The organism is Lactimicrobium massiliense (assembly GCF_900343155.1).
GTDB classification, from domain to species: Bacteria; Bacillota_I; Bacilli_A; order Erysipelotrichales; family Erysipelotrichaceae; genus Bulleidia; species Bulleidia massiliensis.
On sequence record NZ_OUNG01000005.1, the window covers coordinates 229,717 to 255,304 of the forward strand.

Annotated in this window: 30 protein-coding genes; 3 read left to right on the plus strand and 27 right to left on the minus strand. The window is 49.1% G+C overall.

What is annotated here, in order from left to right; translation table 11 throughout:
* Positions 1-602: 602 nt before the first annotated feature.
* The 7 genes from rseP to pyrH form a co-directional block, all read right to left on the minus strand.
* Positions 603-1,664, minus strand: coding sequence for an RIP metalloprotease RseP (rseP, locus tag DHU66_RS10345; RefSeq protein WP_245309517.1), 1,062 nt, complete (start codon positions 1,662-1,664; stop codon positions 603-605).
* Complete coding sequence (locus DHU66_RS10350) at positions 1,664-2,827, minus strand: 1-deoxy-D-xylulose-5-phosphate reductoisomerase (RefSeq protein ID WP_108775879.1); 1,164 nt, start codon at positions 2,825-2,827, stop codon at positions 1,664-1,666. The genes rseP and DHU66_RS10350 overlap by 1 nt, the downstream gene beginning before the upstream one ends.
* Positions 2,824-3,615: a phosphatidate cytidylyltransferase gene (locus DHU66_RS10355; RefSeq protein ID WP_108775880.1), complete on the minus strand. Its 792-nt coding sequence runs from the start codon at positions 3,613-3,615 to the stop codon at positions 2,824-2,826. The genes DHU66_RS10350 and DHU66_RS10355 overlap by 4 nt, the downstream gene beginning before the upstream one ends.
* On the minus strand, positions 3,608-4,312 hold the full coding sequence (gene uppS, locus DHU66_RS10360; protein ID WP_108775881.1) for a polyprenyl diphosphate synthase: 705 nt from the start codon (positions 4,310-4,312) through the stop codon (positions 3,608-3,610). The genes DHU66_RS10355 and uppS overlap by 8 nt, the downstream gene beginning before the upstream one ends.
* Before the next feature lie 77 nt (positions 4,313-4,389).
* On the minus strand, positions 4,390-4,548 hold the full coding sequence (locus tag DHU66_RS10365) for a rubredoxin (RefSeq protein ID WP_108775882.1): 159 nt from the start codon (positions 4,546-4,548) through the stop codon (positions 4,390-4,392).
* 111 nt (positions 4,549-4,659) lie between these two features.
* Positions 4,660-5,208 (minus strand): ribosome recycling factor, encoded by a 549-nt coding sequence (gene frr, locus DHU66_RS10370; RefSeq protein ID WP_108775883.1) that lies wholly within the window; start codon positions 5,206-5,208, stop codon positions 4,660-4,662.
* A 2-nt stretch (positions 5,209-5,210) separates the two neighbouring features.
* Positions 5,211-5,924, minus strand: a complete 714-nt coding sequence (gene pyrH, locus DHU66_RS10375; RefSeq protein ID WP_108775884.1) for a UMP kinase — start codon at positions 5,922-5,924, stop codon at positions 5,211-5,213.
* 108 nt (positions 5,925-6,032) lie between these two features.
* On the opposite strand from pyrH, the gene DHU66_RS10380 reads away from it, so the two are divergent.
* On the plus strand, positions 6,033-6,905 hold the full coding sequence (locus tag DHU66_RS10380) for a Ppx/GppA phosphatase family protein (protein WP_108775885.1): 873 nt from the start codon (positions 6,033-6,035) through the stop codon (positions 6,903-6,905).
* Positions 6,906-6,976: 71 nt separating this feature from the next.
* On the opposite strand, the gene DHU66_RS10385 is transcribed toward DHU66_RS10380, so the two are convergent.
* From DHU66_RS10385 to DHU66_RS10445, 13 genes are all read right to left on the minus strand, one after another.
* Positions 6,977-7,588, minus strand: coding sequence for an HAD family hydrolase (locus tag DHU66_RS10385; RefSeq protein WP_108775886.1), 612 nt, complete (start codon positions 7,586-7,588; stop codon positions 6,977-6,979).
* 89 nt (positions 7,589-7,677) lie between these two features.
* A complete protein-coding gene (gene tsf / locus DHU66_RS10390) occupies positions 7,678-8,571 on the minus strand; it encodes a translation elongation factor Ts (RefSeq protein ID WP_108775887.1) in 894 nt (297 codons plus the stop codon).
* A 3-nt stretch (positions 8,572-8,574) separates the two neighbouring features.
* The gene (gene rpsB, locus DHU66_RS10395) at positions 8,575-9,537 is read right to left on the minus strand and encodes a 30S ribosomal protein S2 (protein WP_108775888.1); all 963 of its coding nucleotides are present in this window, start codon (positions 9,535-9,537) and stop codon (positions 8,575-8,577) included.
* Between the two features lie 184 nt (positions 9,538-9,721).
* Complete coding sequence (locus DHU66_RS10400) at positions 9,722-10,687, minus strand: tyrosine recombinase XerC (RefSeq protein WP_108775889.1); 966 nt, start codon at positions 10,685-10,687, stop codon at positions 9,722-9,724.
* Positions 10,677-11,972 (minus strand): methylenetetrahydrofolate--tRNA-(uracil(54)-C(5))-methyltransferase (FADH(2)-oxidizing) TrmFO, encoded by a 1,296-nt coding sequence (trmFO, locus tag DHU66_RS10405; RefSeq protein ID WP_108775890.1) that lies wholly within the window; start codon positions 11,970-11,972, stop codon positions 10,677-10,679. Before trmFO ends, DHU66_RS10400 begins: the two co-directional genes overlap by 11 nt.
* On the minus strand, positions 11,969-14,182 hold the full coding sequence (topA, locus tag DHU66_RS10410) for a type I DNA topoisomerase (protein WP_108775891.1): 2,214 nt from the start codon (positions 14,180-14,182) through the stop codon (positions 11,969-11,971). Before topA ends, trmFO begins: the two co-directional genes overlap by 4 nt.
* Before the next feature lie 48 nt (positions 14,183-14,230).
* Positions 14,231-15,007, minus strand: coding sequence for a DNA-processing protein DprA (dprA, locus tag DHU66_RS10415; RefSeq protein WP_108775892.1), 777 nt, complete (start codon positions 15,005-15,007; stop codon positions 14,231-14,233).
* Positions 15,008-15,053: 46 nt separating this feature from the next.
* Positions 15,054-15,677, minus strand: a complete 624-nt coding sequence (locus tag DHU66_RS10420) for a ribonuclease HII (RefSeq protein WP_108775893.1) — start codon at positions 15,675-15,677, stop codon at positions 15,054-15,056.
* Positions 15,677-16,522, minus strand: coding sequence for a ribosome biogenesis GTPase YlqF (gene ylqF, locus DHU66_RS10425; RefSeq protein ID WP_108775894.1), 846 nt, complete (start codon positions 16,520-16,522; stop codon positions 15,677-15,679). The genes DHU66_RS10420 and ylqF overlap by 1 nt, the downstream gene beginning before the upstream one ends.
* Entirely contained in the window at positions 16,516-17,100 is a 585-nt protein-coding gene (lepB, locus tag DHU66_RS10430) for a signal peptidase I (protein WP_108775895.1), read from the minus strand. Before lepB ends, ylqF begins: the two co-directional genes overlap by 7 nt.
* 93 nt (positions 17,101-17,193) lie before the next feature.
* The gene (gene rplS / locus DHU66_RS10435) at positions 17,194-17,541 is read right to left on the minus strand and encodes a 50S ribosomal protein L19 (RefSeq protein WP_108775928.1); all 348 of its coding nucleotides are present in this window, start codon (positions 17,539-17,541) and stop codon (positions 17,194-17,196) included.
* Positions 17,542-17,665: 124 nt separating this feature from the next.
* On the minus strand, positions 17,666-18,463 hold the full coding sequence (locus DHU66_RS10440; protein WP_245309520.1) for an HAD-IIB family hydrolase: 798 nt from the start codon (positions 18,461-18,463) through the stop codon (positions 17,666-17,668).
* Positions 18,456-19,148, minus strand: a complete 693-nt coding sequence (locus DHU66_RS10445) for a 2-phosphosulfolactate phosphatase (protein ID WP_108775897.1) — start codon at positions 19,146-19,148, stop codon at positions 18,456-18,458. The genes DHU66_RS10440 and DHU66_RS10445 overlap by 8 nt, the downstream gene beginning before the upstream one ends.
* Positions 19,149-19,242: 94 nt before the next feature.
* Between DHU66_RS10445 and DHU66_RS10450 the strand changes: the two genes are divergently transcribed.
* Positions 19,243-19,728, plus strand: a complete 486-nt coding sequence (locus DHU66_RS10450; protein ID WP_108775898.1) for a hypothetical protein — start codon at positions 19,243-19,245, stop codon at positions 19,726-19,728.
* A 91-nt stretch (positions 19,729-19,819) separates the two neighbouring features.
* On the opposite strand, the gene DHU66_RS10455 is transcribed toward DHU66_RS10450, so the two are convergent.
* The 3 genes from DHU66_RS10455 to trhA form a co-directional block, all read right to left on the minus strand.
* On the minus strand, positions 19,820-21,139 hold the full coding sequence (locus DHU66_RS10455; RefSeq protein WP_108775899.1) for a thymidine phosphorylase: 1,320 nt from the start codon (positions 21,137-21,139) through the stop codon (positions 19,820-19,822).
* Positions 21,140-21,172: 33 nt separating this feature from the next.
* Entirely contained in the window at positions 21,173-21,433 is a 261-nt protein-coding gene (locus DHU66_RS10460) for a hypothetical protein (protein WP_108775900.1), read from the minus strand.
* A 79-nt stretch (positions 21,434-21,512) separates the two neighbouring features.
* Entirely contained in the window at positions 21,513-22,214 is a 702-nt protein-coding gene (gene trhA, locus DHU66_RS10465; protein ID WP_108775901.1) for a PAQR family membrane homeostasis protein TrhA, read from the minus strand.
* 136 nt (positions 22,215-22,350) lie between these two features.
* On the opposite strand from trhA, the gene DHU66_RS10470 reads away from it, so the two are divergent.
* Positions 22,351-22,887: a DUF1836 domain-containing protein gene (locus tag DHU66_RS10470; protein ID WP_108775902.1), complete on the plus strand. Its 537-nt coding sequence runs from the start codon at positions 22,351-22,353 to the stop codon at positions 22,885-22,887.
* Here DHU66_RS10470 and DHU66_RS10475 read toward each other — a convergent pair.
* Genes DHU66_RS10475 through DHU66_RS10490 form a run of 4 tightly spaced genes read right to left on the minus strand, consistent with a single transcriptional unit; the run spans position 22,878 to position 25,584 of the window.
* Positions 22,878-24,065: a zinc-ribbon domain-containing protein gene (locus tag DHU66_RS10475; protein ID WP_108775903.1), complete on the minus strand. Its 1,188-nt coding sequence runs from the start codon at positions 24,063-24,065 to the stop codon at positions 22,878-22,880. The genes DHU66_RS10470 and DHU66_RS10475 overlap by 10 nt on opposite strands.
* A complete protein-coding gene (trmD, locus tag DHU66_RS10480; protein ID WP_108775904.1) occupies positions 24,059-24,784 on the minus strand; it encodes a tRNA (guanosine(37)-N1)-methyltransferase TrmD in 726 nt (241 codons plus the stop codon). The genes DHU66_RS10475 and trmD overlap by 7 nt, the downstream gene beginning before the upstream one ends.
* On the minus strand, positions 24,781-25,290 hold the full coding sequence (rimM, locus tag DHU66_RS10485) for a ribosome maturation factor RimM (protein ID WP_108775905.1): 510 nt from the start codon (positions 25,288-25,290) through the stop codon (positions 24,781-24,783). The genes trmD and rimM overlap by 4 nt, the downstream gene beginning before the upstream one ends.
* Before the next feature lie 33 nt (positions 25,291-25,323).
* Positions 25,324-25,584, minus strand: coding sequence for a KH domain-containing protein (locus tag DHU66_RS10490; RefSeq protein WP_209451807.1), 261 nt, complete (start codon positions 25,582-25,584; stop codon positions 25,324-25,326).
* Positions 25,585-25,588: the final 4 nt, after the last annotated feature.

A 25,588-nucleotide genomic window follows, 5' to 3' on the forward strand; every position in this document is an offset into this window, starting at 1 on the left:
CTTCCCTCTTCTTGCTTCAGGCAGAGATGCCACCGCAGGAAATTTGTGATGCTTAAAACAGGAATGTGTTTCTGTGGAAATATACAGGTTCAGAAATCACGTGTGTACTTGCTTTGGATTCGTCAGCGTATCATGGCTTTTGCAGAGAGAATATGACCAGGCACCAATGTTATGCCTTCTCATTTCATGCTGTCAGAAGCCATCGTGCATTTGATCATCATGGGAGCACGGCTTTCCCCTGTCTGCAGCTTATACACCAATGTCGGCGGACTGACGACTCCGCTTATGTGCAATCCTGCAGGCGCACACTGTTCCAGCAGATGGCATGATGTGATCTGCATTCTGCGGTCAACTTACTTGTTCAGGGTAAAGTACGTACCGCATCTGCAGCATCATCCCTTCTGGATGAAACAGATGTGATCTGGCCGTTGTTCCAATGTTGAACCAGATGCCAGAGAAGTTTACGTCGAATCTGCATGTGCAGCTGAGATGACAGCTGTTATCTTTCATAATACGAAAAAAGCAGAAGATTTGTCTTCCCGGATATTATAAATGAAAAAACATGGCTTTGTGCACCATGTTTTCAAATACTCAAGATTATTTTATGCAAACAGGCTGGCAATATCCTTCCATGTGACAAATACCATCAGCACAATCAGCAGTGCCCAGCAGCCAAGCATCAGACCTGTCTTGACTTTCTCGTTGAGCTTGTGGCGGCAGATGGCTTCGCCAAGCGTGATCACAACCTGTCCGCCATCCAGTACCGGCAATGGCAGCAGATTGAAGATGCCGACATTCAGGCTCAGCTCTGCAATCAGCAGCATGTAGCTGCCAAAGCCCATGGATGCGGCCTGTCCGGTTGCCTTATAAATGCCAACCGGTCCAGATAACTGCTTCAGGCCAGAACCATGGAAGATGGTTCCAATTGCCTGGAACATCAGTCTTGTCATTGTCACCATGTAATAGCCGCCAAAATACAGACAGTTCGCTGGGGTTACCTTGACGTATTTACCTTCTACTGATGTGATGCCGATCAGGTAAGCACCGGACTCTGCATCGTATGCAGGTGTTACAGTCAATTCAAGCGTCTGTCCATCTCTTTCGACTGTATAGACACATGCCTGTCCTTCCGTATTGAACGACTGCATGTCCAGGAAAGTCTTTGGCTTTACTGAAGAGCCGTCTTCGGCTGTAATCTTGATGATCCTGTCTCCTGCTTCAAAGCCTGCCTGCTCTGCCGGACTGCTTGCCACAACCGAGCCGACAACTGGCTCCGGTGACATCTGTACGCCGCCGGCTGCCAGAGCAATGCCGACAAAGATCGCATATGCCAGCACGAAGTTCATGAAGACGCCTGCCAGCATGATGATGACTTTCTTCCACCACTTCTGTTCCGTCAGCCTTCTGCCTTCCGGCACATGTACATCCGGATAGGCTTCATCGCCATCCTGTTCTCCTGCCATGGCGACAAAACCGCCGATTGGCAGAGCACGGATGGAATACTGGGTTTCTCCTTTTTGGCGCTTGAAGATCACCGGGCCCATGCCAAAAGAAAATTCATAGCAGTAGACACCGAACTTTTTCGCCGCAAACAGGTGGCCGGCTTCATGAATCGTAATAATGACAGACAGCAGCAGAAAAAACAGGATGAGTGTAATTACCATTAATTCAAATACTCCTCTATTTTGGACTGTGCATAGTGACGCCCCCAGGCATCCGCATCCAGCAGGTCTTGTACATCATTGACCTGTTTGTACGGTGCTTCATGCACAGCTGATATGACAATCTCCTCAATCATCAGGAACGGAATCTTGTGCTGGCGGAAGGCCAGATTGGCCGCTTCATTGGCCGCATTCATGATCGCATCCAGGTTGCCGCCCTTCTTTCCTGCTTCATAGGCTAAAGCAAGCAATGGAAAGCGCTCTGTATCTGGATTTTCAAAATGCAGATCCGGTGCCATGGCCAGATCCAGCGGATGTTCCTCATGGAAGTCATACCGCTCAGGCCAGGTCAAGGCATACTGAATCGGCAGGCGCATATCGGCAGCACCAAGCTGGGCAATGATGGAATGGTCAGCGTATTCCACCATGGAATGTACAATGGATTGTGGATGCATCAGCACCTTGATATCATCATACGGCATATCAAACAGCCAGTGTGCTTCGGTGACTTCAAAGCCCTTGTTCATCAGATTGGCACAGTCAACCGTGATCTTGGCACCCATGGACCAGTTGGGATGGGCCAGGGCATCTTCCACAGTTACATTCTGCAGTTCGTCTCTGCTCTTATTGCGGAATGCACCGCCGGAACAGGTAATCCACAGACGCTTGACATCCTGCCTTCTGTTTCCCTGCAGGCACTGGAAGATCGCACTGTGTTCAGAATCAATCGGATACAGGCTGACACCATATTGATGCAGGGCCCGCTTGATCAGCTCACCGCCTACCACAAGTGTCTCCTTGTTGGCCAGAGCAATGTTGTGCTTTTTCTGAATCGCAGCCAGTGTCGGTGCAAACCCCACAAAGCCAACCAGTGCATTGACCAGCACATCATAATCATCTCTTTCTGCCAGTGTCAGCAATCCTTCATCGCCATAGACAAAGTGAATGTGCGGATAGTCTGCAGAAAGCTGCTGTGCATCCTGTTTTTCCATGACACACACCTGATCTGCTTTTACTTTTGCAAGTATTTTGCGCAGGCAGTCAATGTTATGACCGACACTGAGAGCCTTGATTTCAAAAAGATCAGGATGCTGCAGGACGATATCGATTGTCTGGGTGCCGATGGAACCGGATGCCCCTAACAAGACGAGCCGTTTGCGTGTCATAGCAGGCCTCCCAGCACGAGCAGTGCATGGAAGAACAGCAGGCAGAAGATCATACTGTCAATGCGGTCAAGAATACCGCCATGTCCCGGAAAGATACTGCCGAAGTCTTTGATGCCGAAGTGTCTCTTGATGCTGGAGAAAGAAAGATCACCAAGCTGGGCCAGCAGTGGCAGTGTCAGTGAACCGGCGATGATCATGCCGGCTGGCATCATATCGCGGCACAGGCAGAATCCCCACAGCATGGACAGCAGTGCACCAGTGCAATAGCCGCCGATACTGCCCTCCCATGTCTTATGAGGAGAGACGCGCGGAATCATCTTGTGTTTGCCGCGGAAAACGCCGAAGAAATAGGCACCGGTATCACAGCCATAGCAGGCAATGGCGACATACAGTGTCAATAGAAACCCGTTATGGAATGTATACAGATTGTTCAGGCCAAGCAGTGCCATGCCGACAAGGCAGGAAATCAGAAAGGAATAGGCTGCATATTCTGCTGTCGTGGTTTCATCAAACATGACAATGGCAAACAGGACTGTGACATAGAAGGCACAGACCATAACAAACTGATCCACAGGTGCAACGACCATGGCAAAGATTGCTGCAATGTTGAGAATGGCTGTCAGCCACTTGTTCTTTTCTTTGTTCAGACTGGCAATTTCACAGCCAGCCAGTACGGCAATGACAGCACACAGGATCTTCAGCGGAATACCGCCTAATACCAGAGGCGGGACCGCCACAGCAATCAATACAATTGCTGTAGCAATCTTGATCATCATGCTCTTACTCATCTTTGACACCGCCAAAGCGCCGGTCACGGTGGGAATATTCTTCCAGACAGCGCTTTAATACATCAGGGGTGAATTCAGGCCAGGATTCCGGTATAAATTCCAGTTCGGCATAGGCAATCTGCCAAAGCAGATAGTTGGAAATACGCTGCTCACCGCTTGTTCTGATCAGCAGATCAACCGGCGGGAAATCCTTTGTATACAGGTACTGTTCAAACTTTTCCGGTGTCAGGTTCAGATCTGCCTTTCCTTCCTTGACATCCTTTGCATAGGAAACTGCCGCATGGACAATCTCATCATGGGAGCCATAGTTAATGGCAATGACCAGATTGAGGCCGGTGTTGTCCTTGGACTCATCTGCCGCATCCAGCAGGACCTGGCGGGTTGCTTCAGGAAGTGCAGACAGATCACCGATCAGCCTGATTCTGAAGCCTCTCTGCAGAAATTCCTGCATATACATTTTGAACAAGTATGCAGGCAGCTTCATCAGATAGCTGACTTCATCCTTGGAGCGTTTCCAGTTTTCGGTTGAAAACGCATAGAGAGTCAGATATTTCACACCAAGTTTGTCTGCCGCAATCGCAATGGTTCTGACATTATCTGCACCAACTTTATGGCCGGCAGTGCGCGGCAGGCCTTTGGCCTTGGCCCAGCGCCCATTGCCATCCATAATGATGGCGACGTGTTTGCATTCTTTCATACTCCACCTCGGTACGTATTATACCATGCATGCCCATAAAAAAAGAGGAATGCCATAGACAGCATCCTCTCTTGTGTCTACTCAACCTTGGTAAAAGCAGACTTCGGCAATGCACATACCGGGCAGACCCAGTCTTCCGGCAGATCCTCAAACTTTGTGCCAGGCTTGATTCCCTGCGTTGGATCACCAACTTCCGGATCATACACATATCCGCACGGGCACTGATACTTATCCATATTCGTTCTCCTTTTCATCCCAGATGGGTTCTGTCTTCATTATAGTCTTGTTCAACTTTAACGGCACAAAAACGCATGAACTTTCTGCCATGCGTTTCTGCGTTTCTGTCATTAAACCTTGAGAACTTCAGCAGACTTCTTGTCAGCTGTATCTTCAATCTTTTTGATATACTTGTCAGTCAGCTTCTGGATTTCTTCCTTTGCATCCTTTTGCATATCCTCATCCAGTGTCTTGTCCTTCTTGACAGCATCATTTGCATCACGGCGGATGTTGCGGATCTGCACCTTGCATTCCTCTGCAACCTTGGAAACCTTCTTGGTCATTTCCTTACGGGTTTCGCCAGTCAGTTCCGGTACAGTCAGACGAATCACGGTGCCGTCATTGCGCGGGGCAATACCGAGGTTTGCCTGGTTACAGGCCTTTTCGATATCTTTCAGGGAAGAAGGATCATACGGCTTGATGACGAGCGTTCTGCCTTCCTGCACGGAAATACCGGCAATCTGGTTGAGCGGAGTCGGTGTGCCATAGTATTCCACTTCCACTCTGTCCAGCATCTTGGCATTGGCCATGCCGGTACGGATCTGATTGAGCTCTGCATGCAGGTGCTCAATCACCTTATCCATCTTTTCACTGCTGCTTTCAATAATCGGGTACGACATAGTTATTTTTCTCCTTTTATAATTGTTCCAATATCTTCACCCATGCATGCTTTGACAATGTTGCCCTTCTGGTTCATGTTGAAGACCATGATCTCCATCTGATTGTCCATGCACAGCGATGTAGCTGTAGCATCCATGACCTGCAGTCCTTTTTCCAGCAGATCCATATATGTCAGTGTGTCAAACCGCACGGCATTGGGATCTTTCTTAGGATCCGCCGAATAGACGCCGTCTACACCATTTTTTGCCATCAGAATCACATCTGCCTTGATTTCAGATGCCCGCAGTGCTGCCGTTGTATCGGTAGAGAAATACGGCAGGCCGGTGCCGCCGCCAAAGATGACGACCCTGCCCTTTTCCAGATGTCTTACTGCTCTTCTTTCAATAAATGGCTCAGCAACTTCCGGCATACTGATGGATGTCTGTACGCGGGTATCAATGCCATGCTTTTCCAGTGTGGACTGAATCGCCAGAGCATTGATGATTGTTGCCAGCATGCCCATGTGGTCTCCCTGTGTGCGCTCCATCCCAAGCTCCACAGCCATCTTGCCGCGGATGAAATTTCCGCCGCCGACAACAATGGCAACCTGAATGCCTGCTTTTTGAACCTGTCCGATTTCGTCCGCAAGATCATCCAGTACTGCTGCATTAAAAGGAGAACCCTGTGTCCCGGACAATGCTTCTCCGCTCAGTTTCAGTAAGACACGTTTATACATGATATTCCTCCTGATTGTTCTTTCTGGCATTTATTATAGCATGACAGCACGGATTTCTTCTGCATTTTCATGAGCCTGTCAGTATAATGTCACCCGGGAGGAATCCGTATGCATACAACCGCCATTATTGATATTGGCTCCAATACCATCGTACTTGTCATCTACCAGATGGATGATACCGGCCTTCACCAGCTGTATTATCAGTCTATCGCAGCGCATCTTGTCGCATGCATTCATGATCATAAAATGAGTGATGAAGGTCTGCAGAAAGCACAGAACATCATCAGAGGATATCTTGAAAAGTGTCAGGATATGCATGTCAGTGAGATCTATGGGGACGTAACGGAATGCGGCCGGAATCTGATCAATCAAGAGGCCTTCCTTTCTGCAATCAAAGAAGCAGGCCTGGACAATGTCAGACTGTTAACAGGTGAGGAAGAAGCAATGTGCGACTTTTATGGTACCAGCCTTGACAGGACGATTCATGATGGACTGATGATCGATATTGGCGGTGGATCAACAGAATTTGTCAGCTTTGCAAAGGACCGGATTCTGGATGCGGTATCCATTCCGCTTGGCTGTGTGCGTCTTTCAACAATGGCACCTGATCCGCAGATTTCAGAAACGGAAATTGAAAAGATGAGAACGATCCATCCGCAGATGCTCAACAGCCCAGTTGCCGTCGGTGTCGGCGGAACAATAAGAGCATGCCGCAAGACCGTAGAAGCTGTCACTGGCAGCAGCCAGGCACGGTTTTTCACTGCAGATCTGCTTGCCCTGTATGAAGGATTGAAAAAAGAAGATCCCTTTTGGCAGAAAGCCGCAAAGGAAAATGTTACACCTGACCGTCTCCCAGTGCTCGTGCCAGGGCTTGGAATGCTGGCAGCAGCTGCCAAAAGCTTCGGCATTCAGGAATTTGTATCCAGTGATTATGGTGTCAGAGAAGGTTTCCTGCTGCATTTTGTATTGAAGCGTATCTGAGAAAAAGAAGAGTGATCTTTGTACTGGCATCGCACATGATGCGTACCGGAACAGGGATCACTTTTTTGGTGTCAGTCATTTTTCATCATCAGCAGTTTCTCAAGTTCTGCTTCTGCCTGCATCTGGGATTGATAATGTATACCATGCAGGCCAAACTGCCTGGCGGATATGATATTAGGCAGCGTATCGTCGATGAATACAGCATGGCAGGGATCTATATGGAACAGGTAGAACAGGGTCAGAAATGCGGCCGGGTCCGGCTTGATGACTTTGTGCTCACAAGAAAAGAAACAATCATCGCAATACTGCCTGAAGTCCAGCGCATCTGCACAGTCAAGAAGTGCTGTCTTTGCAAAGTTGGAGAGTATATACACTTTGATGTTTTTCTTCTTGAGAGATTTGATCCATGGAATGGAAGTATCTCGGCGGGTAACAAGTCCATGCATATGTATCAATGATGAATCAATCTCTTTTGCAAGCTCCGGGGCATCTTTCTTAAATCTGTTTCTGACTTCTTCATCTGTCAGTACACCGCGGTCATACTCCTTCCATGCCGGATGGTCCATTGTTGCTTTCTTGAGTTTCTCACTCATCTCTTCACTGTAACCAAGATGCATGAAGTAGGTTTTCTGTTCATAGTTGGCCAATACGCCGCCAACATCAAATATGACTGTGTCAATCATGTTTTCACCTCACTGTTATCATACGTTGAAACTTGCAGCAGCGCATAAAAAAACGCAGAACAATGTCTGCGTCATTTTTGGATAAATGCTTACTTCTGGGCCATTGCCGCAACTTCAGCCGCAAAGTCATCCTTCTTCTTCTCGATGCCTTCGCCAACCTTGTATTTGACAAATGTCACAACCTCAGCATGGTTCTCCTTGAGGTACTGGCCGCACTTGACATCCTGATCCAGGAAGAACATCTGATCTACCAGGCACATATCCTGCAGATCCTTGGACAGACGTCCCTCGATGATGCCAGCCTTGACCTTCTCAGGCTTGTTGGCAAGCTTCTCATCATCCTTGAGCTGAGCTTCCAGAATGGAACGCTCATGATCAACGATTTCCTTCGGCATATCGTTTCTGGAAACATATGTCGGGTTCATGGAAGCAACCTGCATTGCCATATTCTTGGCTACCTGCGGATCATCTGTACCCTTGACCAGTGTCAAAGCAGAGATTCTGCCGCCCTGGTGCATGTAAGCACCAAACTCTTCGTCATCCTGCTTGCTCAGGATGGCAAAGCGTCTCAGGGTGATCTTCTCACCGATCGTAGCAACAGCAGCGACAAAAGTGTCCTTCAGTGTGCCATCTTCTGTCTTGAGCTCCATTGCCTCGTCTACTGTCTTGGCATCGGAGTCAATCAGAGTGTTCAGTGTCTTGTCAAGCAGCTGCAGGAACTTCTCGTTCTTGGCAACGAAGTCAGTCTCAGAGTTGACTTCAACGATTGCGGCTTTGTCACCCTTCACCAGAATTCTGGAAAGACCTTCAGCAGCAATTCTGCCTTCCTTGGATGCAGCCTTGGCAATGCCCTTTTCACGGAGCCAGTCAATTGCCTTTTCGATATTGCCGTCAGACTCGGTCAGAGCCTTCTTGCAGTCCATCATGCCTGCGCCTGTTCTTTCACGCAGGTCTTTGATCATTGCAACAGTTACAGCTGCCATGAATTACTTGTCCTCCTTTACAGTTTCCTCACTCTTTACTGCAGGTTTTGCGGCAGGTGCAGCAGCATTTGTGTTGCGGCTGTCTCTGCGGAATACACGGCGCTCACCATTGCCATTGGAGAAGCGGCCATTGCGGCCATTGCCGGCAGCCATCTGGGCACGGCGCTCTTCAAATCTCTGTCTTCTCTTGCGCTCATATTCAGCAGCCTGCTGCTCAACATTGATGATGACATCCTTCATGGTGATGTCTTCACCCTCTTCTTCCTGATGAGCAACTTCCAGAACGCCGCCCTTGGCTTCAACGATAGCATCAGCGATGACGCTGACCATCAGCTTGATGGAACGTACGGCATCATCATTGGCCGGGATCGGATATGTCACCTTGGTCGGATCTGCATTTGTATCAATCAGTGCGAATACCGGGATGTTCAGCTTGCGTGCTTCCTCGACAGCATTGTGCTCCTGCAGAGGATCGACAATGAACAGAGCATCCGGCAGCTTCTTCATTTCCTTGATACCGCCGAGATAGTTTTCCAGCTTATCCTTCTGCTTCAGAAGCAGAGCCTGCTCCTTCTTTGTATAGTGCTCAATGGTGCCGGATGTTTCCATCTCTTCAATGTCAGTCAGCTTCTTGATGGACTTCTGGATCGTTCTGAAGTTCGTCAGAGTGCCGCCCAGCCATCTCTGGTTGACATAGAAGCTTCCGGAACGGATTGCCTCTTCCAGCACAGTAGCCTGTGCCTGCTTTTTGGTACCAACAAACAGAACCTTGCCGCCGTCTTCCGTGATCTTCTTCAGGGCAGCATATGCCTTGTCCAGCTGTTCCTGTGTCTTGGCAAGATCAATGATGTAAACATTGTTCTTGGCAGTATAGATATACTGCTTCATCTTCGGGTTCCACTTGCGTGTCTGATGTCCAAAATGAACACCGTTTTCGAGCATTTTCCTCATTGAAACAACAGTCATTTTAATTTTTACCTCGCTTTCCGTTGTTTTCCGCCACAGTTTCGAACACCAGCAACATGCAGCCCGCATGCTTTACAGTCTCTGCATGCACGGGATGGTGAATTCACTGTGTGAGAAGTACATCTGTCTTTTCTGCATCAAAAAAACAGATGCCTCAAGTATGGTATCATAACCTGCATCTGTTTCAAAGCTTTTTATCATCTGAAATGCCCGTTTTCTGCTGTTTTTCCTCATTTGTCAAAGAATGCGGATGGGCCGCCTCCACCACCTTTGCCAGGCGGTCCTGTGTCAGATGGGTATAGATCTGGGTCGTCGACAAAGAAGAATGCCCAAGCAGTTCTTGTACGACCCGCAGATCAGCGCCATTGTCAAGCAGATGCGTCGCAAAGCTGTGGCGGATCATATGTGGATGAACATGGATATACAGGCCGGCATTGATGCCTGCCTTTTCTACCATGATCTGGATGGAACGGGATGAGATGCCTTTGCCAAAGCGGTTGACAAACAGGATGCCGTTTTCCGGATGGCCCTGCATCAGCAAAGGCCTCACCTGCTGCAGATAGATTTTTAACAGCTGGCTGCATCTGGGATAGAACGGCACCATGCGCTCCTTGCTTTCCTTGCCCAGCACCCGCAGATAGTTTTCGGAAAGACTGACATCCTGGATGCGGATGCCGGCACACTCGGAGACACGCAGCCCGCAGGCGTACATGGTTTCCAGGATGCAGCGGTCACGTACCCCATTCAATGTTGATAAGTCAAATGTGTTCAGAAGACTCTCCATCTGATCAAAGGTCAGATATTCCGGCAGTTTGCGTGTATGGCGTGAGCCATGGAAGGCCTGCACGGGATTCGCCTGGACATGTTCATACTGGTTCAGATACCGCCAGAACGATTTCAGGGAAGACAGATTGCGGGAAAAAGAGGCATTGGACAGAACATGGCCGCCGATATGGCCGCTGCGAAGCTGCGTGATATAATCCGCAATATCATTTCTTGTCACATTTTCAAACGAAGTAATGTTCTGATCTTCCAGATAGGAAAGAAAACGCTGTACATCGCGGTGATAGGCATCCCGGGTGTCCTTGGAACCTGTCCGGCTGCGGGAAATCTGGCTCAGAAAGCCATCCAGGCTGTCTTCAAAGGACATGGGATTCCTTCATCTGGCGGATCAATGCAAGAGACTGCGGAGCATAGGCTGCCTTGCGGTCTTTTTTCTTCACATTGGCGCTTAAATGCATGATACCGAAGTTTGCATTCATCGGCTGGAAGTGAGCCGGATCGGCATGGCTGACATAATAGGACATGGCGCCGATCATCGTATCCCGATCAGCCGGAGCCAGCGGTTCCTCATGCAGAACATGGGCAAGATTGATCCCTGCCAGCATGCCGGAGGCAGCACTTTCAATGTAACCTTCCACACCCGTCATCTGTCCGGCAAAGAACAGATCCTTCCGGTTTTTGTATTGATAGCCTTCGTTTAAGATAACCGGTGAATCGATATAGGTATTCCGGTGCATGACGCCATAGCGTACAATCTCCGCATTTTCCAGACCTGGGATCATATGGATGATGCGCTTCTGCTCACCCCAGGTCAGATGGGTCTGGAAGCCGACGATGTTGTAAAGGGAAGATTCCGCATTGTCCCGGCGCAGCTGCACAACCGCATAGGGACGCACGCCATCCTTCTCCAGTCCAACCGGCTTCATCGGGCCAAACAGCAATGTATCTCTGCCCCTTTTTGCCATCACTTCAAAAGGCATGCATCCTTCGAAGTAGACTTCTTTTTCAAAGCTGTGCAGATCGGCTGTTTTCGCAGTGATTACCGCCTCATAGAATGCATTAAACTCATCCAGTGTCATTGGGCAGTTGAGATAGTCGGCGCTGCCTTTGTCATAGCGGCTCTTGAAGTAAGCCTTGCTGTAATCGATGGAATCCGCTGTCACAATCGGTGCTGCCGCATCATAGAAATAGCAGTACTTCTGATCGATCAGGGAGCCGATGGCATCTACCATTGCCTGTGAAGAAAGCGGTCCGGTAGCGATGACACATGGCTCGTTTGGAATATGATCCACTTCTTCATGGACAACCGTGATATTGGGATGGCTGTTGATGGCATCGGTGACAGCCTGTGAAAAGCGTTCTCTGTCTACGGCCAGAGCAGAGCCTGCCGGCACCTGGTTTTCATCAGCTTTTGCCATGATCAAAGAACCGATTGTACGCATTTCTTCCTTGAGTACGCCAACAGCATTGGTCAATGCATTGGAGCGTAATGAATTGGAGCATACAAGCTCAGCAAAGGTATCCTCATGATGGGCTGCTGAATGTTTGACCGGTTTCATTTCATACAATGTTACTTTGATATCACGCTCTGCCAGCTGCCAGGCAGCCTCAGATCCCGCCAGGCCGGCACCAATCACATATGCCTGCTTCATGCCTCTTCACCTGTCTTCTTTGTCCGGGAAGATGTCTTTCTGGCTGTTGTGTTCCTTGCAGCTGTCTTTCTGGCAGCGGTCTTCCTGACTGCCGTCTTTTTAGCCGATGTTTTCTTAGCGGTTGTTTTGCGCGCCGTCTTTCTGACGGTTGTCTTCTTTGCAGGTTTCGTACTGTCTTCTTCTTTGCCATCTCCCTGCTTCATGGCAGCCTTTTCTGCCTTGGAGTACACGCGCTCTCCCTGCATGTTTTCCATGTAGTGGCACTTAGGATAGTTGGCACAGCCGATAAAGTAGGAACCATACCGGTTTTTTCGCTTGACCAGCTGACCGCCGCAGTCCGGGCAGGTACGGCCGATCGGCTCTGGCTTTTCTTTGTCTGTTTCGATCTGTCTGGTATAGCGGCAGGTCGGGAAATTAGAGCAGGAAATGAACTTGCCATAGCGGCCGACCCGGTAGACCAGATCACCGCCGCATACCGGGCATTTCTCGCCTGTTTTTTCCGGCTGGATCTTCTCCATGCCTTCATAGGCCGCATCCAGCAGTGGTTCAAACTTCTGCCAGAATGCCGTCAGCGTATCCAGTTCTCTGGCTTCACCATCCGCAATTTCATCGAGCTTTGTTTCCATCTGTGCAGTGTATTTGACATTGATGATGCTGGCAAAGTATTCATCCAGCTTTTCGGTTGTCAGAATACCCTGATCCGTCGGGAAGAATACTCTGGTTCTGCTTTTAGGAGACGTACGTTCCAGCGTGACATAGCCTCTTGCCTGGATGGTATCAATGATCATGGCATACGTACTTGGACGGCCGATACCTTCCTCTTCCATTGCCTTGATCAGCTTTGCTTCGGTGTATCTTGCCGGCGGTTCGGTGAAGTGCTGGTTTTTCTGCAGGGATGCAGCCGGCATCTTTTCACCCTGTTCCAATACCGGCAGCAGCACATCCTTGCTGGCATCATAGTCTTTGTAGACCTTCAGGAAGCCGTCAAAGGCAAGTTTGGAGCCGCTGGCTGTAAAGTCATGGCCATTCTGGCTCAGTACAACTGTCATCGCATCAAAGCGTGCCGGTGCCATCAAAGAAGCCAGCGCACGGGCATAGATCATGTGATACAGCTTGTACTGTTCACTGGTCAGATATGGCTTAATCTTCTCAGGTGTGTTTTCGATGTTGGTCGGACGGATTGCTTCATGAGCATCCTGGGCATTGGCATCATTGTGAGCATGGTAGCTGCCAAGATATTCTTTGCCAAATTCCTGTTCAATCTTTTTGCGGCCGGCATTGATGTACAGATCCGAAAGTCTGGTACTGTCGGTACGCATATAGGTGATCAGACCTTCCTGGCCTGAACCGATATCGATGCCTTCGTATAAACGCTGGGCAATGGACATGGTGCGTTTGGCCGCAAAACCAAGCTTGGTGGAAGCTTCCTGCTGCAATGTGGATGTAATGAACGGCAGCGGCTGGCGGCGGGAGCGCACTGAGGTCTTGATCGATGTGATCTCAAACTCACCCTGGCATGCCTGGAATGCTTTTTCAGCTTCTTCTGCATTGTGCAGCTGTGCCTTTTCTGCATTGATTTTACTCAGGGCTGCTGTAAATCCAGTGCCATCCTTGCGGAAGATGGCATCCAGCGTCCAGTATTCCTGGGGCTTGAATGCCTTGATTTCTTTTTCACGCTCTACAATCAGCTTCAAGGCAACCGACTGTACACGGCCGGCAGACTTGGACTTGATCTTGTTTTTCAGCAGTTTGGAAAGCTTGAAACCAATGATGCGGTCCAGGATTCTTCTGGTTTCCTGAGAATGGACAAGATCCATATCAATCTGACGGGGCTGTGAGAATGCCTGCTTGACTGCATTCTTTGTGATTTCATGAAAGGTGACACGGTCCGTAGCATCCTCGGGCAGATCCAGCACCTGGGCCAGATGCCAGGAAATGGCTTCTCCTTCACGATCCGGGTCGGTTGCCAGATAGACATTCTGTGCTTTGGACGCATCATCCTTCAGCTCTTTGACAACATCTTTTTTGTCTTTTGAGATTTCATATACGGGCGTAAACCCATTGTCAATGTCTACGCCAAGGCCATCTTTACCTTTGATGGCTAGATCGCGGATATGTCCTTTGCTGGAGACGACCGTATAATCCGGTCCCAGATATTTTCCAATCGTTTTCGATTTTGATGGAGACTCTACAATGACTAAATTCTTCATTTGCATTTTTCCCTTTGATTTCGCATAAAATTTGTAACAAGGCTTACCTTACACGAAACGTTTTGCATTTTCAACCGGTTTTGTTTGTTCAATCTCCTGCAGCTGATCCAGATCGTACAGGATTCTTGCCCCGTCATCAATCAGAGCATTGCAGCCAAATCCTTCCTCCTGCTGAAAAGGATGCGGCACACACCAGATTTCTTTTCCCAGCTGCAGTGCTTCCCTTACTGTATGCATCGTACCGCTGTGCACGCTTGCCTGTACGACAATCACGGCCTCTGACAATGCCGCCAGAATACGGTTGCGCCAGGGAAAGCTGTATTTGCGCACTGGTGTGCCTCTGGGAAATTCTGACAGGATCAGTCCTTGCTGCTTCATTGCTGCATAAAGATCCTGGTTCACCATGGGATATACCGTATCCAGGCCATGGGCAATGACACCGATGGTTGGTTTCTGATGGACAAGTGCAGTGCGGTGGCAGATGCCGTCAACACCTTTGGCAAGACCGCTGACGATCACAAACTGTCTGCACAGCCGGGACGTGATGGCAATGGCAGCCTGGGCTCCCTGCACACTGGGTTTTCTTGTGCCGACCAGCGTGATCATCCGTTTCTGCAGAAGCGTGATATCCCCCTCATAGAACAATACCCATGGCGCATACTGCAGCTGCTTCAGCTGAGGTGGGTATTCTTTGTCCAGAATGGTGATAAAAGGATCCGCCGGTGTTTCATCTGTGTCTATGTTATGCATCCATGCATGCTGGATCTGCTTCCAGTCACCCTGGAAGCGGCAGGCATAGCCTGCCAGTCTTTCTCGATCATTCATGTTTGTGTCCTCCAGCATCTTATGGCCGCAAAAAAAGCTGAATCCCTTAAAAAAGATCCAGCTTTGTCTGATGATACATGACGGGTGCGAAGCTGCGCCTGTGAATCGGCGTGATGCCAAGCTTTTCAATGGCAGCCAGATGTTCTTTGGTGCCATAGCCTTTGTTGCGGGCAAAGCCATAGCCGGGATAGATGGCATCATATGCCTTCATGATCCTGTCTCTTGTGACCTTGGCAAGAATGGAAGCAGCCGCAATGGAGATGCTTTTCTGGTCTCCCTTGATCAGGTCGATTGTTTTCTGATCCAGATCCGGCAGCGGCATCGCATCGCTCAGAATCACATCTGCTTTGGCTGCCCGTGCAATTTCTTCCATGGCAAGCTGATCTGCGCGGTAAATGTTGTAATGGTCAATATCCGCTTCCCTGACTTCGATCACCATTGCCCACAGTGCATCTTCCAGAATTGTGTCATATAACGCTTCACGCTTCTTTTCGCTTAATGCCTTGGAGTCATAAATTTCCGGATTTTCATAGCCAATGGGAAATATAACACCGGCTACGCTCAAGGGACCGGCCAGGGGTCCCCTGCCTGCTTCATCCATGCCAAGCACATTTCTGCCAGCTGCCCAGGCTTCATGTTCATATGTATTGGGACAGATTTTCTTTGGCATCAGGAAGGCCTTTCCAGCGTCAATGGACCATACTTGCCGCGGCGGAATTCATGCAGGAAGACAGAGGCAGCGCGTTTGGTGTCCGGCTCTCCTTCGCATAGCAGCAGGTGCCGTTCATTGGCAATGGCTTTGAGCATGCCGTTGGGATTGACATGTCCGGTATGAAATTCATTTTCCAGAATGCCAGGATAGAGATCCTGAATGGCATGGATGGTATCCATGGCAATGGCTTTCAGATCCAGGATTGTTTCGTTGATAGCACCGCATGCAGCTAACAGGGATCCGGTTCTGTCATCTTCAAACTTCGGCCAGAGAACGCCTGGTGTATCGAGCAGATCGACGCTTTTATCGGCATGGATCCATGTTAATGATCTGGTGACACCTGGCTTATCAGCGGCTGCGACCGTGTTTTTGCCGGCAATGCGGTTGATCAGTGTGCTTTTGCCAACATTGGGAATGCCGGCGGCCATGGCTCTGGCAGCCCGTGGACGAATGCCTTTGGCAATCTGCTTTTCATGGATCGGGCGCATCAATGTACTGCATGCCTGAATGACTTTCCGGCCGGCATGGGCATCATGGGAAAGATCCAAAGCAATGGCCATCTGGTTTTCTTTCTGGAACGCCTGCAGCCATTGTTTTGTAATTTCGGGATCCGCAATATCGCTTTTGGCAAGGACGATCAGCCTGGGCTTGTTTGGTGCCATTTCTTTCAGCAGCGGATTGGCAGAGGCATTGGGAATACGTGCATCCCGTACCTCAATGATCATATCCACTGCTTTCAGGCGTTCATTCATCTGCCTTCTGGCTTTTTCCATGTGACCGGGATACCACTGTACCTTTACCATGTATGGACCCCCATCTTCTTCAAAGGCCAGAATACTAGGATGCCTTTGGCAACAATATCCGATTTCTTGAATGGCCCATAATAGCGGGAATCGGTACTGTGCGGCCGGTTGTCGCCAAGGCAGTAGTATTCATCATCACCAAGCGTGATTTCTTCAACATCGCTCATGAAGGAATCACCATATTGTGCCACATAGGCTTGATCGAGAAACGGCTCATCGACTGCCTCGCCATTGATATACAGCTGGCCATCCTTGCAGTTGACTGTCTCGCCAGGCAGGCCAATGACGCGCTTGACCAGATATTCCTTCTTTTCTTCCAGGTAGATGATGACGACATCGAAACGCTTGATATGGCCCATCTTTGTGCCGATCACATTGGAAAAGCCAAGCTCGCCATTCTGCAGGGTTGGATACATGGAGCTGCCGATGACCTGCACCGGGCGGGCAATGACTTTGACAATGAACAGCACGATCAGTACAGAGATCAGAAGATCCTTGAGAAAGCCTGCCAGATCCGCACCGAACGATATCTTTTCTTCTTTTTCGTCGTTGTTGTTTTTCTTGTTTTCTTCACTCATAACGGTTTTCATTCTATCACGCAGAAATGCGTAAAAAAAGCCATCTCGATGACGAGACGGCTGTTTGTCTGGCAATCACCAGCAGGAAGAAACTTAGCGGTCTTCCTTGATACGGGCATTCTTTGCGGACAGACCCTTGAGGTATGTCAGCTTAGCTCTTCTGACCTTACCCTTGCGGACAACAGTTACCTTGTCAATGATCGGGCTGTTGACCGGGAAGGTTCTCTGCACGCCGATGCCGCTGGACATCTTGCGGACAGTGAAGGTAGCACCGATGCCGCCGTTGTTCTTGTCAACAACAACACCCTCATATGCCTGAATTCTGGTCTTCTGACCTTCTCTGATACGTACGTCAACTCTGACTGTATCACCGACTTTGAATGCCGGGATATCTGTACGAATCTGATTCTGTGTGATTTTGTTTACCAAACTGAGATCCATGATATTCTCCTCCATATATCGAATGATCATCTGCTCATAGTCAAATAACTGCGGCCAGCGGAACAGCTGATGCGCATATACATACGCGTTCAAGATATTACCATGAATAACGCAGTCTTTGCAATCATTTTCTGCAGATCCAGCCAAAGTGAAGGCAGGCTTTTTCAATACCGTCATCCACATTGGCAGCAGTAACATAATCCGCCCGCTCCTTCAGAGCATCCGCCCCGTTTCCCATGGCAATCGAAAACCAGAGCGGATCAAACATCACAAGATCATTCTTGCCATCGCCAAAGACGACAACATCCTTTGGATCATGGTGCAGCGCATCCATCATTTCCAGGATACCCTTCTTTTTCTCATCGTACTGGAACACGATATAGCCCGGTCCCATACGCAGCCATCCGGCCTGTTCAATCCAGGGATTTGCTTTTTCCTGTGAGGGTGTTATGGCAAGATAAATCTTATAGATCGGCAGTGATGCAAGATTCAGCTTTTCATCCAGAATGTATGTTGTCAGCTCTGTGCGCAGGCCGGCCTGTTCCAGGAACTTCATATCTTTCATGATGACCTTGTCAGAGTCATCATACATAACCAGCCATCCCATTCCTGCTGCATCAGCATGATGCAGCAAAGACACAGCCATCTCATGATCCAGCGTATGATTGGCAATGATGCGGTCATTGATGACAAGACATCCACCGCCGGCACAGACAAGGGAATGAATGTCGATGCTGTTGGTAAAGGATACAGCTTTGTAATGGGCACGTCCGGTCGCAATAGCCACAAAATGGCCATTGTCTTCCAGCTCATGCAGGGTTCTTTGGGCACTTGGCACAATGCGATGGTCCGCATCATTGGTCAATGTGCCATCAATATCAAAGAAGAAGTATTTGCGTCCAGGCACTGGCATTCTAGGCATCGATCTTCACCATCTGGATCCCTTTCTGTGTATGCTGTGCCTGAATGACAAAGTTCATGCAGTCACGCTTTGTGCACAGGCCGAAGTCTGCCTGCGGAAAGACATTCTGCTGGGCAGGATCAAAGAATTTCTTTCCTTCCTGATCGCGCAGTGCATCAATGCGCTCGTCAATGTCCGCCAGTGGTTTTGCCTGCAGAAGACTTCTGATGTATTCCGCACACAATACATCTTCTTCTGTATCCCGCTTAGCCTCCAGGCCCATGCAGACAAGGCTGACATGGTCAGGATTTTTCTTCTTCAGATAGCGGGCAATGGCAGCGGCATTGACCAGAGCACCGCTGATCACCTCGTCCGCATGGGATGCAGCCAGAAGTCCCTGTACGCCGGCACTGGTTGTATGAATCACTGTTTTGCCTTGGACATCCAGATGCATGATGGCACTTGGTGAGTTGCCGACATCAAAGCCCTGAACTTTGGCACCATGCCGCTCTCCTGCCAGCAGATATTCCGGATGCTCTTTTTTCAGATCCAGTGCTTCCTGAACCGTCTGTACCGGCAGGATCAATGCGGCCCCGCGCTGGTACAGATATGCCTCCAGGGAAAAGGCACGGAAGACATCAATCACGACTGCTGTACCAGTGGCTTTTTCAGCCCCATCCAGCAGATGCAGAATCTCAATTTCCATATCGATCAGTCACTTTCCGGGGCTATTGTAGCAGAATCCAGCATCTTGCTTAAACGCAGTTTTGCATATATTATTGAATGCAAAGGAGTATCCGATGGCTGAAGAACAGATTTACTATCCTTTTGATTACCGCCACCATATGGTCTATACGGTTGCACTGTATGGTGCCAATGCGCCGTATGTCATCAAGGGAACACTGGTATTGCGGACATATTATACAGACAGCAGCAAGACCAAAGTGGACGTTGCCCATACATCTGACTATGTCATGGATACGGTCTTCTATGAGTCCAACAAAGTCATCCGGGAACAGCTGGATGACGGCTACAATGGCAGAAGAGAACTGGTTGAGTTATCAATGCCTGATCTAGGCCGTGAGTATCGGATTGTCTACAATGCAGCGGAAGTACCTTCTCCCCGCTATGATGATGCGATTCTGGTGCTGAATTACCGGGATCCTTCTGCCCGCGGGGTTGCGATCATTCTCAAGCGGGATGCTGAAAATGGCATTCAGTGGCTGGAGGAAAGTGAGGCACGCACGATTGCCCGCAAGCTGAAAAACATGATGCAGATCCAGTAACAGATCACCGCAAGGTGATTTTTCTTTTGCATAAAAAATATGCCTGACGGCTTTCCATCAGGCATATTTCATATCATCTGAATCTAGTTTTTCAGTCTGTGAAGACGCCGTATACCATCTTGAATGGCTCTGGCTTCTGAGGTGCAATGTGAATGGCATCCTGCAGCATTCTTTCAACCTCAGCAAGATTTTTGTCATCATTGACATACAGTGTGCACAGCGTATCACCCTTTTTAACCTGCGCACCGCATCTGACTTTCATGACAAGGCCAACAGCCGGATCAATGATATCGTCCTTCTTGGCTCTGCCGGCACCAAGCATCTGAGCAGCCGTGCCGATCTCTTCGGCCTGCATGCCATGGATGTAGCCATCCCTGCTTGCTTTGACATCCACCTTCTGCTTTACGGCAACAAGTTTCTTCATGCCTTCTACCGTCAGATAAGAGGCATCGCCGCCTTCCAGAGTGATCATCCCCTGCAGTTTCTTCAGGCCGCTGCCATCGGCAATGGCTGCCTTGAGTTTGTTTCTGGCATCTTCTTCACTGTCAGCAAGCTTGCCCATCATTAACATCTGTACACCAAGCAGAATGCACACCTCATACAAAGGATCTGTTTCCGGAATCTGCCCGCTGAGCAGTTGTACGGCTTCCTGTACCTCAAGGGCATTGCCTACGGCATTGCCAAGCGGCTGGTCCATATCTGTCACAAGGGCTCTGACCTGTCTGTGCAGCAAAGCGCCGATATTAACCATGGTTTTTGCCAGGCGGAACGCTTCTTCCTTGGTGCGCATGAAGGCACCGCTGCCTGTCTTGACATCCAGGACAATGGCATCGGCACCGCTGGCCAGTTTCTTTGACATGATGGAGCTGGCAATCAGCGGAATGGAACGTACAGTTGCAGTGACATCACGCAGGGCATACATTTTCTTGTCTGCCGGTACCAGGTTGCCGGTCTGGCCGACCACGGCCACACCGTTCTTGCGGACAATGTCCTTGAATGTTTCCAGAGGCTGTTCAATGCAGGTGCCCGGGATGCTTTCCAGCTTATCCAGCGTGCCGCCGGTATGGCCAAGGCCCCTGCCGCTCATCTTGGCAACGGTACCGCCGCAGGCAGCGACCAATGGTGCAACAACCAGTGTGGTTGTATCACCGACGCCGCCGGTGGAATGCTTGTCCAGCTTGATGCCAGGCAGATCGGAAAGATCTACCACATCGCCGCTGTGCATCATGGCCATCGTCAGATCCGCAATTTCCTGATCGGTCATATCTTTCTGCAAAATGGCCATCATCATGGCGCTCATCTGATAGTCAGGAATATCTCCTGCCACAAAGCCATTGACCATATCCGTAATTTCTTCTTTGGACAGGATACCCCCATCAGCTTTCTTCTCGATTAAATCTACAAATCTCATATTATAGTCTCCTTATCTAAAACGCTTCTTATATTATAAGCGCTTTCTTTGCACAGGAGACATGCTTTCTGTCTGCAGATACTGTCCAAGTGCTTCTTTTGCCATACAGAGTGCAACCTGTGTATACAGCACACGAATCTGCCTTGGATCCCGCTGCAGCAAGGCGGCACACTCCACAGCCGGCACATCCAGAATGCAGCAGTTGGCAAACGTCTGCCACTCCTCCTCATTCAGATCACTCTGTGCTGCCATGGCATGGCACGCATCCAGAAGAATTTCGTTACGTTTCATCATCCACCTCCTCCTGGTAATGATGACAGAACGCAGAAAAACAGCTGTACGTGTTCGCGTACAGCTGCATGATTTTTCATCATTATCCAAGCATTGTCAGATACTGGAAGACAAGGATGTAATGGCACAGAGAGCCTGCCAGCACGAAGCAGTGGAAGAGCTCGTGATTGCCAAATCCAGGAATTCTGTTTTCAAACATTGTCGGCTTCATGGCATAGATCACAGCACCGACCGTGTAGAACAGACCGCCTGCCAGCAGCCAGAAGAAGGCTGGTGCGGAAAGATTGGCGACGATATCTTTCATGAAGAAGATGGCTGTCCAGCCCATGGCAGTATAGATGACGCTGGACACCCATTTTGGGCAGGTAACCCAGCACAGCTTGAAGATGATGCCAAGTACGGCAATTGTCCAGACGATGCTTAACAGAATCATGCCTTCTCTGCCGGGCAGTACGGTGACTGCCACCGGTGTATAGCTGCCGGCAATCAGCAGGAAGATGGAACAGTGATCCACCTTCTTGAGAATCTTGTTAACGCGGGCATTGATGCTGAAGGAATGGTATGTTGTGGAAGCACTGTACAGAATAATCATGGACAGCATGAACACGGCGTAGGAGCCAAGTGCAGCCATGGAGTTGCCCATACGTGCCCCCTGCAGCAGCAGTGCCGGCATGCCCAGGATGGCACCAATAGCGCCAATCAGATGTGTCAAAGCACTGATCGGATCCTTGACGGTAAACATTCTGCGTTCATTTACTACTGTATTCTGATTCATAACGGTCATATGAACACCTCCTATATCCTGTGATCGGTTTTTCATTAACTGATTGCAGTTATCATACTAGCGGTTTTTAAATAACTTGTCAATATGATTCAAATACTTTATTGACGAATAATGATTATGATCATATGATAAAAGCATGAATACAAATAAACTGCAGCCGATCTTAGAAAGCTTTACATATCCTGCCTACCGCGAAATTCCGGATGTTGGTCTGTATCTCGATCAGGTCGTCAAGTACATCAACAGTTATCTGCAGGATTTTCCGGAAATGCAGATTACGGGATCGATGGTTTCCAATTATGTGAAGCAGAAACTGATTTCTTCACCGCACAAGAAAACGTATTCGCGCGATCAAATTGCGGGATTGATCTTTATTGCTACTGCCAAGACAGTATTATCCATGGATCATATCCGGATGTGTCTGTCCTCACTGGATCAGTTTGACAGTTATGAGCATGCCTATGAGGCGTTTCGGAGCATGCTGCATGAAGTGCTGTCATCTCTGATGGATGCCAGCCACCACATCGTCTGTGCAGCAACCTCCAGTCCGGTGTCACAGGCATTGGAAAACATTGTGATTACCGTTGCCCATAAGATGTATCTGGAGCGGTATTTTGAGGAATACCGGCAGGAAATGGAAGAAAATGAAAAAAAAGATGACAGTCAGTCATGATCTGCCATCTTTTCTTGTTCTGCAGGATGAATGGGCTGTCCGCATACCGGACAGAACCTGGCACCCGGAACTTTCAGCTTTGCACCGCAGTGTGAACAGAAGCGCACCGGTGGAAGCGGCTTCTGGCTGTCTGTGCTTTCATCTGGTGCTGGATGCATCTGTTCCTGATGATCCTGGGCGTTCTCTGTTGTTTCAGCAGCAGTCACAGCCACTGTTTCATCCATGGCCATGCGTTCTTCCTGTTTTGATGCTTCCTGCTCCGTTGATACAGTTTCTTTCAAAACGGGTTCTGCTGCTTCTGGCTCAGAAACCTTTGCAGCATGTTCAGACTGCTCCAATTGTTCTTTCTGTTCTTTTGTCAAAGGAGAAGGAACGGCAATCGGCTCTGGTGCAGGCTCTGTCTCCTCTTGCTGAACTGCTTCCTTCTTTGCCTTTTTCTCATGCTGCTTCAAGGAGAAGAGCACATGCTTTGTCTTCTGCGGCTTTTCAGATGCTGCATGTTCTTTCTCTTCTGTCTTCTGTTCTGCCTGCTCTACGCTCTTTTCTGGCTGTTGGATATGACTGTCAGCGTTCTCTGCATCCTGCGGCTGATTTACTATTGCGCCAGAGATTTCTGCAGGCCTGCTTTCCGGTTTTCTGATCGTTACTTTTTCAACAACCATGCGGCGGTACAGGCGGTGCCTTTCCCCATAGTAGACAAGTGAGAGTGCACAGTACATGATGGTCAGCGCCAGGATGACGGCAGCAATCAGAAAAATCCAGCGTGAGGAAATGCTGAAATCAAGATAGAGATGCAGGTTCATGCCGATTACCATCGAAAGATGTTTCCGATAGATTTCGGAAAATGCATAGCAGGCATACAAAACCAGTGTGAGATAATGGCTCATCTGGTACCACCAGCTGCTGCGGATCCAGCGGAAACTGCGCAGCCATGCCTGCAGGACAATCAGTGTTTCCAGAATAACAAAGGCAAAACTGATGTAATAGAGCCATTTGTCATCCTGGGGTGCCAGCAGTGCATCCGTATTGAACATCCAGCTGGTGCTTCTGCCCATGCGCACACAAATGGTGCAGATGGTCAGATAGATGCCGGAAAGAATGATCAGCGGCATCAATACAGCCTGGTTGAAGCGATGCCATTTCAGTGGTGTTTCTGCCTTTTCTGTATATTTCAGCATAGTTTTCCCTCCTCATACGCACGCAGGGCTTTTTCTTCATCTTTGCTCAGAACATGTCTGGCATACAGGTCAGGCCTTCTTTTCTTTGTTTCAAGCAGTGACTGGACAAGCCGCCACTGACGGATCTTTTCATGATTGCCGGATAATAGGATAGCAGGTACTTTTTCGCCGTTGTAATCAGCCGGCTGGGTATACTGTGGATATTCCAGCAGACCGTTTTCATGTGATTCTTCACGGGTGGAATCATCCGCAATGGCACCTTTGAGCAGCCGGGTCACAGAGTCGATGATGACCATGGAAGCCAGTTCTCCGCCGGTCAGAACGTAATCTCCAATGGAGACAGCTTCATCCACATGGTTTATGATCCGTGCATCCAGCCCTTCATAGTGGCCGCACAGCAGAATCAGATGCTTCTTCTGGGAAAGCTGATGGGCCTTTGCCTGGCTGTATGGTTCACCTGCTGGCGACATCATGACAGTCCATGCATCCTCTGTTTTCACAGAAGCGATGGCATCCAGCACCGGCTGGCATTTCATCACCATGCCTGCCCCGCCGCCAAACGGTGTATCATCCACATGACGGTACCGGTCATGGGCAAAGGCCCGGATCTGCACAAGATCAATATCCACCAGTCCGGATGCCACACTGCGGCCGACGATGGATGTATGCAGGAAATTTTCATACATTTCCGGAAATAATGTCAGTACGCTGATTCTCACAACAAGCCTCCGATCACATGAATGGTGATTGTGCGTTCTTCACTATTAACATTGCGGATGAAGGCTGGCACGTAAGGAATAAGTGCTTCCTTTCCATCTGTTTTGACAATGCGCATATTGCGATTGGCGCCAAGTGTTTCCTCAATACTGGTGACAGTACCAAGCAGATGTCCTTCTTCATCAATGACCTGCATGCCTTCCAGCTCACTGACATAGTGGCGCCCATCCTGCAGGGGTGAGCGCTGGCTGTCTTCCACATACAGGCCGCATTCCTTGTATATTTCGACATCATTGATATTCTCGAGGCCTTCAAAGGCAGCAAGCGGAAAGCCTTTGTGCACACGGTAGGATTTTACTTTCAAAGGCTTGTATTCTCCCTGATAAAGCAGATAGACCGTATTGCCAGGTGTATAGCGTTCTTGATCAAAGTCTGAACAGCTTTGAATCTTGATTTCCCCATGTATGCCATGGGTGTTGATCATTTTTCCAATTTTGATATATGCCATATTCTTATTATAGCAAAGTAAAAAGGATGCCGTTCAGTCAGCATCCTTTTCCTGTTCGAACTTGATTGTCACTTTTTTGTCTTCACGATGAGAAGCGACACTCATCACTTGGCGCAGTGCACTGGCCATTGAACCCTTGCGGCCAATCAGGCGGGCAATGTCTTCATCATCCGCATGAATGCCAATGACAACCTCTCTTGGATTGGAAGATGTCTTTTCTTCCACCCTGAGGGCATCCACATTGTCAACCATTGGCTTGACAAGGTTGTAAAGCACCTCTTCAAGATTCGACATACAG